The organism is uncultured Comamonas sp., from assembly GCF_964277875.1.
Taxonomy (GTDB): Bacteria; Pseudomonadota; Gammaproteobacteria; order Burkholderiales; family Burkholderiaceae_C; genus Comamonas; species Comamonas sediminis.
The window spans coordinates 51238-65174 of the sequence record NZ_CAXYJV010000020.1; the positions used below are offsets into that span (position 1 = coordinate 51238).

14 protein-coding genes are annotated in these 13937 nt (G+C 66.2%); 3 read left to right on the plus strand and 11 right to left on the minus strand.

Annotation, left to right across the window (positions count from 1 at the left end; translation table 11 throughout):
- Positions 1-34: 34 nt before the first annotated feature.
- Positions 35-253, minus strand: a complete 219-nt coding sequence (locus ACHWUQ_RS07735; RefSeq protein ID WP_021027983.1) for a DUF350 domain-containing protein — start codon at positions 251-253, stop codon at positions 35-37.
- A 68-nt stretch (positions 254-321) separates the two neighbouring features.
- Positions 322-1887, minus strand: coding sequence for a DUF4178 domain-containing protein (locus ACHWUQ_RS07740; protein ID WP_394680788.1), 1566 nt, complete (start codon positions 1885-1887; stop codon positions 322-324).
- Positions 1888-2101: 214 nt separating this feature from the next.
- On the opposite strand from ACHWUQ_RS07740, the gene ACHWUQ_RS07745 reads away from it, so the two are divergent.
- Positions 2102-2362, plus strand: coding sequence for a DUF2061 domain-containing protein (locus ACHWUQ_RS07745; RefSeq protein WP_394680789.1), 261 nt, complete (start codon positions 2102-2104; stop codon positions 2360-2362).
- A gap of 68 nt (positions 2363-2430) precedes the next feature.
- Positions 2431-2730 carry a hypothetical protein gene (locus ACHWUQ_RS07750; protein WP_312414581.1) on the plus strand — a complete coding sequence of 100 codons (300 nt, stop codon included), beginning with the start codon at positions 2431-2433 and terminating at the stop codon, positions 2728-2730.
- Between the two features lie 9 nt (positions 2731-2739).
- Here ACHWUQ_RS07750 and ACHWUQ_RS07755 read toward each other — a convergent pair whose 3' ends face one another.
- From ACHWUQ_RS07755 to ACHWUQ_RS07795, 9 genes are all read right to left on the minus strand, one after another.
- Positions 2740-3528: a peptidoglycan DD-metalloendopeptidase family protein gene (locus ACHWUQ_RS07755; protein WP_394680790.1), complete on the minus strand. Its 789-nt coding sequence runs from the start codon at positions 3526-3528 to the stop codon at positions 2740-2742.
- Complete coding sequence (locus tag ACHWUQ_RS07760) at positions 3525-4160, minus strand: FMN-binding negative transcriptional regulator (RefSeq protein ID WP_394680791.1); 636 nt, start codon at positions 4158-4160, stop codon at positions 3525-3527. Before ACHWUQ_RS07760 ends, ACHWUQ_RS07755 begins: the two co-directional genes overlap by 4 nt.
- Positions 4161-4184: 24 nt before the next feature.
- Complete coding sequence (locus ACHWUQ_RS07765; protein WP_394680792.1) at positions 4185-5621, minus strand: amidase; 1437 nt, start codon at positions 5619-5621, stop codon at positions 4185-4187.
- A 91-nt stretch (positions 5622-5712) separates the two neighbouring features.
- Complete coding sequence (locus ACHWUQ_RS07770; protein WP_394680793.1) at positions 5713-7275, minus strand: ABC transporter substrate-binding protein; 1563 nt, start codon at positions 7273-7275, stop codon at positions 5713-5715.
- Between the two features lie 48 nt (positions 7276-7323).
- Positions 7324-8187 (minus strand): alpha/beta hydrolase, encoded by an 864-nt coding sequence (locus tag ACHWUQ_RS07775; RefSeq protein ID WP_312453227.1) that lies wholly within the window; start codon positions 8185-8187, stop codon positions 7324-7326.
- A 29-nt stretch (positions 8188-8216) separates the two neighbouring features.
- Positions 8217-9893: a dipeptide ABC transporter ATP-binding protein gene (locus ACHWUQ_RS07780; protein WP_394680794.1), complete on the minus strand. Its 1677-nt coding sequence runs from the start codon at positions 9891-9893 to the stop codon at positions 8217-8219.
- The gene (locus ACHWUQ_RS07785; protein ID WP_312526375.1) at positions 9890-10708 is read right to left on the minus strand and encodes an ABC transporter permease; all 819 of its coding nucleotides are present in this window, start codon (positions 10706-10708) and stop codon (positions 9890-9892) included. Before ACHWUQ_RS07785 ends, ACHWUQ_RS07780 begins: the two co-directional genes overlap by 4 nt.
- Entirely contained in the window at positions 10705-11649 is a 945-nt protein-coding gene (locus ACHWUQ_RS07790; protein WP_182326223.1) for an ABC transporter permease, read from the minus strand. Before ACHWUQ_RS07790 ends, ACHWUQ_RS07785 begins: the two co-directional genes overlap by 4 nt.
- A gap of 5 nt (positions 11650-11654) precedes the next feature.
- Positions 11655-12806, minus strand: a complete 1152-nt coding sequence (locus tag ACHWUQ_RS07795) for a C45 family autoproteolytic acyltransferase/hydolase (RefSeq protein WP_369460330.1) — start codon at positions 12804-12806, stop codon at positions 11655-11657.
- A gap of 242 nt (positions 12807-13048) precedes the next feature.
- Between ACHWUQ_RS07795 and ACHWUQ_RS07800 the strand changes: the two genes are divergently transcribed.
- A complete protein-coding gene (locus ACHWUQ_RS07800) occupies positions 13049-13924 on the plus strand; it encodes a GntR family transcriptional regulator (protein WP_312414622.1) in 876 nt (291 codons plus the stop codon).
- Positions 13925-13937: the final 13 nt, after the last annotated feature.

A 13937-nucleotide genomic window follows, 5' to 3' on the forward strand; every position in this document is an offset into this window, starting at 1 on the left:
AGCAATGGCCATCAGCGCCCGCGCCGCCGCAGAGCTAGCCGATCGCCGCTGCCACGATGATGCTGATGCCCAGGCTCATCGCCGCCACCACCACGCCCAGCGCGAGGTTCTGCTTTTCCACAATCTCGGCCCACATGTCCACGGGGGTGATCTTGTCGATGATCAGAAAGCACAGCCAGAAGACCACCACGCCCACCATGGCGAACAGGATGGAGCCAAAAAACGCCGCAGGGCGGAACCATTCCAAATCCATCACAACTCTCTCCTTCGTCAAAAGCGCGCCCGGCTTGGGCTGTGCGCCGTGCTGTTGCCAGCGATTGTTTATTTGTGGCTGCCGCCGGAGCTGTAGCCACCCCATGAACCGCTGGACGACCGGCCGCTGCTCGTGCCCGTGCTGCTGCTGCACTTGCTAACATAGGTCGGGTCGGCGGCCAGTTTGCGCCGCTCCAGCGCAGTATCGCAGCCCTTGGGCCACAACCAGATGAGCAAAAAGAACAGCAGGAACAGGCCAATGATGACCGGCATGCAGCCGAGCTTGGGCACCGTGAAACTGCTGGTCTCGGGTTTGAACAGTGCCACCTGGTCGCCCATGCCAAAGGCCGATGCCACCGACTCGGGCGTCATCTTGCGGCCCAGCGACCAGCTCAGCTCGCGCGGGCCCTGCTCCAGGTTCAGCAGCTGCGCGCCATCCTTGCCCCGGGCAAAGTCCACATTGTCGGTCTTGTCGCCCCGTGCCACCGGCCAGTAGAACTCGCCCAGCACATAGGTGGTCTCGGCGCGGTATCGCGATTGCAGCTGGTAGGTCTGCTGTTTCCAGGTCGCCGTGCTGCGGCCTGCGCGGTAGTCGGGTGCGCCGGTCAGGGTCTTGACCAGGCTCCAGCCTTCGCTGCTGTTGACCAGGAACTGGAAGCCCTGCTGGCTGTGGTAGAGCAGGTACTCGTCCCAGCCAAAGTATTCGTCGTCATCGGGCTCGATGCCGATGCGGTGCTGAAACCCCACCAGCTGCCATTTGCTGCCAGCCAGGTTCGCTATCTTGCCCAGCGGCACCAGGGGCTTGACCGGGTCCTTCTGGATGGCGGCGCGCAGCTCCCCGCCAATGCCTTGCGACACATCTATGAGCGAGCCGCAGCTCGGGCAGGTCAGCGCCTGGGTCGTGTCCAGCTTGATATCGACCCGCGCCGCGCAGCGCGGGCAGTTGAAGTGCCGGCCCTGGTCCTTCTTGTTGGACGTGGTCTTCAGCCCTGCAATCTTGAGCGCGCCCAGCAGCACCGGCGCGCCCAGGTAGACGGCGGGCGGGTTCTCGCTGTAGTCGATGGACAGCACCTTGTCGTCCTCGGTGCGCAGCTCCACCACGGTAAAGGGCTTGCCCAGTTCGGGCTGGTGCGGCATCTCGCCCTCGGCCGCCATCAGCTGGGCCAGTACGACGCTGGTCACGCTGTACTGCACGCCGCTGATCGCTATGCGCTGGCCCGGTTGCCAGCGGTCGGCCGGCGGCAGGTTCTTGGTGGGGGCCTGGCTGGCGCGGCTCAGCACAAACTGGCCATTGTCTTCGCTGATGACAGCGGTCTCGCCGCTGTCGCCCAGCGCCATCCACTCGTTCCAGCTGCCGGTCTCGCCCTTGTACTGCAGCCGGCCCACCAGGCGGAAGCCCTCGGGCTTGCCCTGGCTGCCCTTGGCAAACTGGCCGGTCTGGTTCAGCTTGAGCGGGCTGTAGTCGTTGAAGACCTCGGCCATCTTGCCGATGCGCTTCAGGATATCGCCATTGCGCACGATGGAGCTTTGGCAATACGGGCAGACGGCGAAGGCGGACTGGGCGCTGGCAAATTCCACAGGTGCACCGCAGCCCGGGCAGGGCGCCGTATAGCTGCGTTGCTGGTCCGTCGTCATAGGTCGTCTGGCTTGTTATGAAGGTGTTATGGAGGCGCCCATTCGGCAACCGCACCGCATCATAGCGCAGGGCTTGGCGCGCGGGCCGCCAGCGTGCGACTGGCGGTATTAGCCAGGCCTATGGATTTTTTAGCGAGGATTCATTGGCCTTTGCCATTGCTAATCAATATCATTTACAGAACTGCCATCGATTTATTGCAAGAAAGAGCCCGCCATGTCCTCCATCCGCCGCAGCCTGCAGAACAAACGCCAGACGCTGAAGAAGACCGCCAGCTACTACCTGATCCACATCACGGTCGCCGCGATGGTGGCGTACGCCGTCACCGGCAACCTGATCGCCTCGCTCACGCTGAGCCTGCTGGAGCCCACGGTGCAGGCCTTTGCCTTTTTCTTCCATGAAAAGGCCTGGCAGCGCTGGAATGCGCGCTCGGCTGCCGCTGTGGCAACCGCGCCCGTAGCGGTGCAAGCCAGCTGACAGGCCCCCTGACAGCAGCGGCCGGATGTGCGACAGTAGCGCATTGCCGCTACCCACAGGATGCACCGATGACCCCCTCCATTTCACGCAAGCGATTGTCCCTGGCCGCCTGGCCCGCCCTCTGCGTCGCCGTGCTGGCCTTGCAGGGCTGCGACGTGGTGGCGCCCATTGGCAGCAATGCCGTGCTGTCGGACCAGGCCATTGCCGAGAAAACCGCCAACTACTTCAGCAGCACCGAGGCGCATGTGCAGGTCTTCGGCTTTGACCGGCAGCGTGAATCGACGCGCTACCAGGCGCGTTTTCAGGGCAACAAGTACAACTGCTCGATCTACATGAACCAGGTGCGCTGCGACCCGGCTGGCCAATAAGCGCGGACCTCAGCTGCGCAGCGCCTCATCGTTGGCGCGCAGCAGCGGCGCCGGGTTCGGGAAGATGTCCTGCCAGACCGGTGCAAAGGCCTGCTCGCCGACACCGGGTGCATCGCTGAAGTCGGGCAGGCGCAGCAAACAAAGCTGCAGGTGCAGATGGGGCAGCCACCAGCCGTTCTCTGCAAAGTCACCCAGGTGGGCAAACTCGCTGCCAGCGGCAATCTGATCGCCCGGCTGCCAGCGCCGGGCCGATGCATGGCTCAGATGCCCCCAGATGCTGAAAAACTCTGGGTGCGCAGGGCCCTGGTGGCGCAGCACAAGCATGCCGCCATAGTCCAGCCGGATATCACGCACTTCAGCCACCACCACCTCCGCGGCCAGCGGCAGCCGCAGCGTGGTGCCCGCTGGCGCAAACAGGTCTACGCCCAGGTGGCAGTCGCGCATCGCGCCTTCCAGCCGGGTGGATGCGTAGTTGCTGCTTTGGTAGACACAGCGCTGCTCCATCCAGTGGCCCACACCCATCTCAAACCCCTGGCTTTGCTGCAGGGCCTCATAGGCGCGGATGGCACCCTCGCGGTCCATGCTGGCGCTGGCGGCGGCCACCGCAGAGTCAGCGCTGCGGAAATCGATATGGCCCATGCGGGCCTGTGCCAGGCCGGGCATCACACCGCTCCAGCTGCCGCGCTGCTGCGCCACCCAGGCATGGAAGGCGGCAGCCTCCGGCACGGCGCTGAGGCCGCTTTGGTGGCGCGCAATGGCCTGGGCGATGGGGTCGGTCTGTGTGTCGGCGGTGGTCATGGTTGTTGGAGTTGGCAGTGTTGCTCTATGGTATCGGCCAGCGCATGCTGGTTCTGCTCGCGCAGGCGCGCCACGGCGCCGCGCATGTCAGCGGGGCGCTCGTCCTGGCCGAGCTTGAACTTGGCTTCACAGCGCGCCACCGGCATCTCATAGCCCACAATGCCGGGCAGGCGCCGCTCCAGGCCGCCGGGGCCCAGCTCGCTGCTGTCCCAGGGGCAGCGGCGGCCGCGCTCCATATGGCCCACCAGGTCCTGCAGGTGGGCGACCAGTTCATCTTCTTCCAGCATGCGCGGGGTGCCATGCAGGTGCACCACCTGGAAGCCCCATGTCGGCGCGCTGTCGCGATGCGGGTAGTGGGGGTACCAGGACGGCGATATATAGCTGCCCGGGTCCATCAGGATGGCGATGCTCGGCAGGCCCTGGCGCAGAAAGCGCACATGGTCGCTGGCCGATGCGACGTGCGACACCACCGTGCCCAGCGCGCCACGCGTGGGGTCGAGCCGGAACACCGGGTGGGACAGCGCCACGCCTTCGCTGTGCGGCGTGACCAGGGTGCCCAGCACCACGCGGTCGACCAGCTCCTTGATCTGCGCGGGCTGCTGGGGTTGGTAATAGGGTTTGGTGTAGAGCATGAGGGGGGGCGGGTCAGAGAAAAATCAGGCGTGGACGGGGGGCAGGCGCTGGTTCCAGGGCAGGGCCTGCTCCAGCTGCGCGGCCAGCTGCAGCAGCCGGCTTTCTGCGCCATAGGGGGCGATGAACTGCATGCCCATGGGCAGGCCACTGGCGCTTTGCCACAGCGGCACGCTCATCGCGGGCACGCCGGCGGCATTGGCCGGGCGGGTGAACACGGTCGCATCCATGAACTCCTGCATGAAGTGCTGCGCATCGGGCTGGCGCACATCCAGCGCCTGCAGGCCCTGGGGCAGGGTCGGCATCACCGGGCAGAGCAGCAGGTCATAGCGGCCAAACATCTCGCCCAGGCGCCGGGCGATGCTGTTGCAGGTATTGCGCGCGGCCAATAGCTCGACAGCGCCCAGGCGCCGGCCCTGCTCGGCCAGGCCCAGGTTCACCGGTTCAAAGAACTCCGCCGTCGCAGGCCTGCCGGTGCTGCGCACCAGGTCATCCACCTCCAGCGCGGTGTAGGCGGCAATGATGCGGCTGAAGGCGGCGGCCAGGTCGGCGTGCGAGAAGTTCCATTGCGCCTCTTCGGTCACATGGCCCAGTTCCTGCAGCAGGCGGCGGCTGTCCTGCAGGCCTTGCAGGATGCTGCTGTCCAGCGCCTGGCCCGGGCCCGCATCCTGCAGCACGCCAATGCGCAGCCGCCCGGGCGGGCGCAGCAGCGCCTGGCTGAAGTCTTCCGCCTTGGCCGGCGCTGCATAGAGCGAGCCGGGCTCCAGCGCATCGCTCAGGTCCAGCATCAGGGCCGAGTCGCGCACGCTGCGCGTCAACACATGGTGGCTCACCAGACCGCCCCAGTTCTCGCTGGAGACGGGGCCGCAGGCCACGCGGCCGCGCGAGGGGCGCAGGCCAAACAGCCCCGTGCAGGCCGCCGGTATGCGGATGGAGCCCGCCCCATCATTGCCATAGGCCAGCGGCACCATGCGGGCGGCCACTGCGGCGGCCGAGCCCCCCGAGGAGCCGCCGACATTGTGCGCAGCACTCCAGGGGTTCAAGGTGCGGCCATGCAGGCTGGGCGCGGTCGCCACATTGGCCGAGAACTCGGGCAGATTCGTCTTGCCGACGATCACCATGCCCGCCTGCTGGTAGCGGCGCACCAAGGTGTGGTCAGTGGCCGAGACATTGCCCAGCGCCGCGCGCGAGCCATAGGACATCGCCGCGCCGGCATAGCTGGGGCAGTCGTCCTTGAGCAGCACCGGCACGCCGCGCAGCGGCGCATCTACGGGCAGCTGGCGCAGCTGCTCGTCTGCCTGCGCGCGCATTGTCAGGATCACGGCATTGAGCTGGGGGTTGCAGCGCTCGATGGCGTCAAAGGCATGGTCCACCGCGGCCTGCGGGGTGAGCGCACCAGCGCGGATGGCCTGGGCCAGGGCCGTGGCGTCGGCATGGCGGTAATCGGTTGCAGAGAAAGACATACAGGGTGTGAAACGCAGAGATCGGAATGCGGAGAAAGTGGCATGCACGTGGCAGAACCAGAGCGTTCTGGCCACGCGCGCAGAGGCTGACTTAGGGCGCTGCGCGGCTCACGCCCCAGAAGCGGTGCGTGCCGGCGGGCCAGCCCTTGTAGCCCTTGATGCTGGGCGCCATCGCGGTGACGACGGGCAGGTTGTACAGGCCGATGATCGGCACCTCCTTGGCCATCAGCGCATGGAGCTGGTTGAACAGGTCCTTGCGGCGGGCCGGATCGCGCTCCATCGCCACCTGCCTGAGCAAGGCCGAGGCCTGCGCATCGTCCCACTGGCGGGTGGGCTCGGCTTTTTTGTCGCCGATCAGCGATTCATACATCAGCAAGGGGTCCAGCCGCGCCGAGTAGGCAAAGATGGCCAGCTCGTACTGGCCCTTGCCGTACAGATCCAGCTGCGAGGCCCAGTCGCGCACCTTGATGTCGATGTTGATGCCGGCCGAGCCCAGCAGCGCCTGCAGGATGGTGGCCAGCTGCACGCGCTCCTGGCGGTTGGCTACCAGCAGGCTGATGGGCTGGCCCTTGTAGCCCGCCTGCTTGGCCAGCGCGCTGGCGCCCACCGGGTCATAGCCGGGCCAGGCCTTGCTGCGCTGGTCGTAGTAGGGGCTCAGCGGCGATATCACCGAGGGGTTGGCGGTGAACAGGCCCTTGCCGGCGGCCTCGGCCACATCGGGCAGGCTCAGCGCCTTGGCAATGGCCTGGCGCATGCGCACATCCTTGAGCGCGGGTGCCTCGGTCTGCACCTGCAGCACCACCCAGCTCGGGGTGGGCTGCACCTCCACCTGCACGCCCTTGCCCTTGAGCTCCTTGATGGTGTCGGGGTCTACATCGTCGATCACATCAAGATCGCGCGAGAGCACGCCGTTGGAGCGCGTGCTGGCATCGGGCACGGTGACAAAGCGCAGGGTGGCAATGCTGGCCTGCTTGTTGCCGGCATAGCCATCGCGCGCGCCGGGCAGCGCGCTGTAGTCGGCAAAGCGCTTGAGCTCGGTGTAGCGGCCGGTCTGCTTTTCGGCAAAGCGGTAGGGGCCGGTGCCGATCACCTGGCTGACGCTGCCGTTGGCGGCCACGGAGTCGGGGTGGATGATCCAGGGCGTGCACTGGATGGTGGCCAGGGTCATCAAGAAGTTGGGCGCGGGCGCCGAGAAGCTGAAGCGCACAATTTGCGCGTCGACGGCCTTCACCTCCTGCAGCGCCGGGCCGATCTTGCCGTTGTAGCGGTTGATGCACTGGAAGTTGGTCTTGGGATCGAGGTAGCGCTTGAAGTTCCACACCACATCGGCGGCCGACAAGGTCTTGCCATTGTGAAAGCGCACATTCGGGCGCAGCTTGAAGTCGTAGCTGGTGCTGTCGTCATTGGCTGTCCAGCTGCTGGCCAGCATGGGCTTGACAGTCAGGTCCTCGCCATAGGCGACCAGGCCCTCGACCACGTGGGCCATCACCATGTCGGAGTTGGCGTCGCGGTTGACACCGGGGTTGACGCTGGCGATATCGGCATGCAGCGCCACGCGCAGCATATCAGGGGCGCCGGCGGCCTGGCTGTGGGCACTGAGCGCGCAGGCTGCAACAAGCAGCGCGGGCGACCAAAGAGAGCGGCTGGTGGGCATGGTCTTCCTTAGGGTGGGGACGTTGGCGAGGAGACTTTGAACAGGTTCTTACACCGGGGCGGCTTGCGGCGTGCGCAGGCACTGCTGCAAGAAGGCCTCGACCGGCTCGATGACCTTGAAGGGCTCATGCGCAATGCCGGGCACGGTGTCGCGCTGCACGCGGATGCCATGGGCGGCAAAGCTGTCGGCCAGCGCGGTGATGCGCTCGATGCGGTTGTCGCCCTGCAGCTGGGCGCCATCCATCCACAGCGCGCTGTCGCGCGGAATGGTGATCTCCCAGGTGGCGGTGTCGGCCGTGCCGATGATGGTCTGCACCGTCACCGCGCGCATCGCCGCCAGGTTGAGGCTGCGGCCAAAGCGCTGCTCGATGTCGCGCACGCCCACCCACCAGTCGTAGTCGGTGTTGAGCAGGGTGACCACGCCCGGCGCGCCGATCGACACGGCATGGAGGCGCTCCGGGTGCAGCAGAAAAAAGCGCTGGCTGAACTGCCCGCCGCCCGAGAAGCCGTAGAGCATGAAGCGCTCGCTGCGCAGGCGGTACTTGGCCGCCACCTCGTCAACCATGGACAGCAGCACCTGGTCATAGCGGATGCCATGGAAAAGAATGCGCTTGTAGTTGGCCAGGTCACCCGCCACGCCAATGCCGGCGGGAAAGAGCGGTGCCAGCACGATGCAGTCATTGCGGTCGGCAAAGTCGGCAAAGCGGTCGCGGTACTGGCTGGCGGTGCGGCCCGTGCCGTGCACGATCACCGCCAGGTCGTAGACCTTGTCCTCGCTCTCGCTGTAGTTCTTGGGCACATAGAGGCAGTAGCTGAAGCGCTGGTCGTACTGGCTGGCAAAAAAGGTCGTGGCGCCAAAGTCGTAGTAGCTCAGCTTGATGCCGTGGCCCTGGCGGGCGGGAGGGGATGACATAGAGGACTCCTGGAAAGGTTGCTGAATTTTTAGGCAGGGCAGGCGCTGCCGTATGCAGGGGCGGTGGCGCGGCCCTCGGCATGGCGCCAGCGCAGATGCACGCCGCCATCGGGCGTGGCCTGCAGCATTGGGATCGCGTCCAGCAGCTGGCGCGTATAGGGGTTCTGCGGCTGGTCGAACACGGCATCGCGCGTGCCCTGCTCGGCAATCACACCACCCTGCACGACGATGACCCGGTCGGCAATCTGCTCGACCACGCCCAGGTCGTGGCTGATGAACAGGCACGAGAAGCCATAGCGCTGCTGCAGCTCGGCCAGCAGGTCCAGCACCTGGGCGCGCACCGTCACATCGAGCGCAGAGACCGCCTCGTCGGCAATCATCAGCGCCGGGCGCCGCACCAGCACGCGAGCAATGGCCACGCGCTGGCGCTGGCCGCCCGAGAGCTCATGCGGGTAGCGCGTCGCAAAATCGCCGCCCAGCCCCACATCGGCCAGCGCCTGCTGCACGCGCTCCCGCTTGTCGCTGGCGCTCAGGCCCTCGGCCATTCGCAGCGCCTCGGCCACCAGGGCCTGCACCGTCATGCGCGGGTCCAGCGAGGAGTACGGGTCCTGGAAGACCATCTGGCAGTTGTAGCGGTAGTCCTTGAACCCCGGGCTGCTCGGCCGCAAGGGCTGGCCCTTGTACAGCAGGCTGCCGCTGGTGGGCTGCAGCAGGCCCGACAGGATCATGCCCAAGGTCGTCTTGCCCGAGCCCGATTCGCCGACCACGGCCACCACCTCGCCGGGGAAGATATCCAGGCTGATGCCCTTGAGCACGCGCGCTGGCGCCCCCTTGTGGAACCAGCGCTGGCGGCCGCCAAACTCCAGCACCAGGTCGCGGGCCGACATCAGCGGGGCCGTGCGGTCGATCTGGCGCGGCGCGCGGCGCTGGGGCAGGGTGCGCAGCAGCTGGCGCGTGTAGTCATGCGCGGGGGCGGCCAGCACCTGGGCGGTGGGGCCGGTCTCGACGATGTCGCCCTGCTTCATCACCACCATGCGGTCGGCATAGCGGGCCACCATCGGCAGGTCATGGCTGATCAGCAGCACGGCGGTGCCGTTCTCGCGCGTCAGCTCCAGCATCATCTCCATCACTTCGCGCTGCACCACCGCGTCCAGCGCCGTGGTGGGCTCGTCGGCAATCAGCAGTGCCGGGCGCAGCAGCATGGCCGAGGCGATCATGATGCGCTGGCGCATGCCGCCCGAGAACTCATGCGGGAACGCACTCAGGATGCGCTGGGTATCGCGCAGGCCGACGCGCTCCAGCATCGCATGGATGCGCGGCATGTGCTCATTGCGCGCCTGGGGCAAGTGCATGCGCAGGCCTTCGAGCAGCTGCTCGCCAATGCTCAGGGTGGGCGTGAGCGAGGTCATCGGCTCCTGGAACACCATGGCCACGCGCGGGCCGCGCACAGCGCGCAGCTGGCGCTCGTTCATCGCGTAGAGCGATTGGCCATCGAGCAGGATATCGCCGCCACTGCGGCTGATGGCATGGGGCGTGAGCCGCATCACGGCGCGGCTGAGCATGGTCTTGCCCGAGCCCGATTCGCCGACGATGCCGACAATCTCGCCAGCGGCCAGCTGCAAGGATGCATCGCGCACCACCTGCTTGCCGGGGCCGGCCGAGAGGCTCAGGTTCTGGATCTGCAGCAAGGCAGGGGATGTGGTCATACGCGCCTCCGCATGCGTGGGTCGAGCCGGTCGCGCAAGGCGTCGCCGAGCAGGTTGATGCCCAGCAGTGCCAGCGAGATCGCCAGCCCCGGGAAAATCGCCAGCCAGGCCGCCTGGCTGACATAGGAGCGGCTGCCCGCCAGCATGTTGCCCCAGGTGGGTGCCGGTGGCGCGACGCCCAGGCCCAGAAAGCTCAGCGAGCTCTCGGCCAGAATGATCCAGCCGCACATCGAGGTGGCCATGACGATCACCGGAGCAATGCAGTTGGGCAGCACATGGCGCAGCAGGGTGTAGGTTTCGGAGTTGCCCATGACGCGCGAGGCACGCACAAAATCACGCTCGCGCAGGCCCAGCACCGTGCCACGCACCACCCGCACTACCGACGACGCATAGGCCAGTGCCAGCGCAATGATGATGCCGCTGGCGCTGGCGCCAAACACCGCCAGCAGGCCCAGGGCCATCAACAGGCCCGGGAAGGCCAGCAGCGCATCGTTGATGGCCATCAGGATGCGGTCGGGCCAGCCGCGCAGGTAACCGCTGAGCGCGCCGATCAGCACACCAAAGAAGGTGGCCAGAAACACCGTGCTGAGGCTGATGCGGATGCTGGTGGCAGTGCCGCGCATCAGGCGGCTGAGCACATCGCGGCCCAGCTCGTCGGTGCCCATCCAGTGCTGCCAGCCGGGCGCTGCCAGGCGGGTCTTAAAGTCGAGCTTGAGCGGGTCATACGGCGTCCAGAACGTGGCCAGCAAGGCCACGGCGACCACCACGGAGACCAGGCCAGCGCCCAGCCAGAAGGAGAGGGAGCGGCGTTTCATGATGCGGCCACCCTCGGGTCGAAGATGGGATAGAGCAGGTCCACAAAGAGGTTCACCAGGACATAGATGCTGGCGATGAAGAGCAGGCAGCCCTGGATCAGCGGGTAGTCGCGGGCAAAGATCGCATCGACCAGCAGCCGGCCCAGGCCCGGAATGGTGAACACGGTCTCGATCACCGCCACCCCGGCGAGGAGGTTGCCCAGGATCAGGCCCAGCAAGGTCCAGGTCGGGCCAAAGGAGCTTTTGAAGGCATGGCGCAGCATCACCGTCATCTCGCTCAGGCCCTTGGCGCGGGCATGGGTGATGTAGTCCAGGTGCAGCACTTCCAAGGTGGAGGCGCGGGTCATGCGCAGGATCACACCGATCTCGTGCAGCAGCAAGGTGGTGATCGGCAGCACCAGGTAGAGCAACGCCTGCTGCGGGTTCTCGCCAAAGGCAACAAAGCCGACCACCGGAAACCAGCCGAGCTTGAGCGCAAAGAACATCAGCAGCAGCAGCCCCATCCAGAACGCGGGCAGCGACAGCAGCAAGGTGGCGGTGGCGACCAGGGCCAGGTCGGTGAGGCGGCCTTGGCGCCAGGCCGCCAGCATGCCCAGCGGCACGGCGACCAGGGTGGCCAGCAGCACGGCAGGCAGCACGATCTGGGCGCTGACGGCAAAGCGCTGCCAGATCAGCGCGGCAACCGGTTGGCGGTTGGAGATGGACTGGCCCAGGTCGCCCTGCAGCACATGGCCGGACCAGACCAGGAACTGCGTGGGCAGGCTGGCGTTGAGGCCCAGTTGCTCGCGCAGGGCCGCCAGCGATGCGGCATCGGCCGAGTCACCCAGCATCAGCGCTGCCGGGTCACCGGGGATCAGGCGCACCAGGATGAAGACGGCCAGTGCCACGATCACCAAGGTCGGAATCGCCATGCCGATTCGGGTGGCAGCGAATTTCCACATGGCGGTCAGTGCTCCAGCGCCGCAGCGGCTGCGGCAGACGGTTCAGCCGCGCCATCGCCATGCAGGCGGTAGGTGGTGAACTGGCGGTTGATGGCGGGCAGCGGTGCAATCTCCATGATGCCCAGCGCCGGCTCCATCACGATCATCGCGACGGTGGCAGTCAGGTTGCCGCCATCGGCAGGCCGGGGCGGGCGGCATACCGCGTAGGGCGAGAGGAAGTCGTCAAACAGCGCCTTCTTCAGCGATTCGCGGGTCAGCAGGCGGCCCTGCTCCTGCAGGATCTTGCGCACCCGCCAGTCGCGGTAAAAGCTCTCGGGCACATGGGGGATGCCGGTGTCGCGCAGCTTGGCCAGCGCCACCGGGCTGACCCAGTGGTTGGCGTGCACGATCATGCCGTCCTCGGGGTAGAGCGGGAAGGCCTCGTCGGGCGCGCACTCAAAGTCAATGCCAAAGCCCGCGGCCGATGCCACCATGATGTTGTTGGAGCAGGACTTGGGCGTGGTGGCCACGGCCTTGGCGGCCAGTGCAAAGTGTTCCTGTTCCAGCACCTTGCGGCGGATCAGGCCCAGCGGAATGCCCAGCTTGGTGTAGTCGCGCTCGCACTCCAGGTAATTGGCGGTGATCGAGATGCCAGCGGCATTGAGGCCGCTGCGTGCTAGGCCACCGGCTTCGACAAAGGTCAGGTAGTCGGGGCCATGGTCCTGGCGCACGCGCAGCACCACACCGGTCTCGGCGCATTCGGCGCGCCAGTCCCAGTTCTGGCCATGGATCAGGTTGCCCGAGGCGCTGCGCTCGGGCAGCAGCATGGCGCCGGTGCAGCCGTCGTCCAGCTCGTCATCCACCGGCTTGGTGGACTGGGCGCGCGCCAGGGCCACTACCTCGGTGCGGGCATTGATCATCACGATGTCGTCCAGCGCGACGCCCGAGCCCTCGGCAATGCCGCGCATTTCTTCGAGGTAGTTCTCGTCAAAATCGGCGATCTTCTGGGCGTACTCGGCGATCAGCGCGGCCTTGTGTGCGGCGCTGATGCCGTACTTCTCCAGCGCGCCGCCATAGAGGGCTGCGCTGCGGGCAATGCGGTCTTTGAGCGCCGCGCCATACTGGCGCCCACGGGCTTGGGGGGCGCCAGACAGCGTGACGAGTGGAAACGGCGACATCTTTTTCCTTTTGTGTTTTGTGAACTTTTAATACATTAATTTCGTGGTCATTGACTGTCAATTTGTTTTTTATAGAATCAAACAAAACTTAGGGAAACTACGATGAAGGATGCTGCCAAGACGGGAAGCCTGGCGCGTATGCTCGGGGCTGGCCGGCAAAAACAAGAGGCTGCGCGCCGCCGCCACTGCCACCGCATTGCGCAGGTGCGGGCCGCAGCAGCACAACCCAGGGGAGAATCGGTTTGAAGCAATCGCTGAGTTCTTTGCAGATCGACGTCGCGCGCAAGCTGACGGCGCTGATGCATGCTGGCCGCTGGCGCGTGGGCGACCGCATCTCCGACCTGCACCTGGCCGATGAGCTCAAGGTCTCGCGCACGCCGGTGCGCCAGGCGCTGATGCTGCTGACCGCCCAGGGCCTGGTGGCCTACCACCCGGGCCGGGGTTTTCGGGTCGAGCGCGTGCCCGATGGCGACGATGCACTGGAGCAGCTGGTGCCTCCCTCCGACGCCGAGGCGTTGTACAGCCAGATCATGAACCACCGCGCCAGCGGCCAGCTGGCTGGCGAAGTCTCCGAGGCGCAGCTGGTGGAGCTGTTTGGCGTGACCCGGGGCGCCGTGCGCCGCGTGCTGATGCGCTTTGCTGCCGAGGGCCTGACCGAGCGCCTGCCTGGCCACGGCTGGCGCTTTACCGAAAGCCTGGACAACCCCCAGGCCGTGCACGAGAGCTATGACTTTCGCTTGATCGTCGAGTGCGGCGCGCTGAAGATGGCCGGCTTTGCACCCGATCCCGAACAGCTGCAGCAGCTGTTCCGCGAGCAGTCAGACATCTTGCAGATGCCGGTCGAGCAGCTGCGCCAGGATGTGTGGTTCAAGGCCAATGCGAATTTTCATGAAACCCTGGTGTCCTGGTCGCGCAACCGCTTTCTGATCGAGTCGGTGCGCCGGCAGAACTCGCTGCGCAAGATCTCGGAGTTTGCGCACTTCAGCCACCTGAGCGAGCAGCACATCCGCCAGGCCTGCACCGACCACCTGGGCATTCTCAAGGCGCTGAAAGAAGGCGATGCCGACTATGCCGCCGCGTTGCTGCGCCGGCATATTTCACGCTCGGCGGAAATCTAAAAACAGGTTCTTA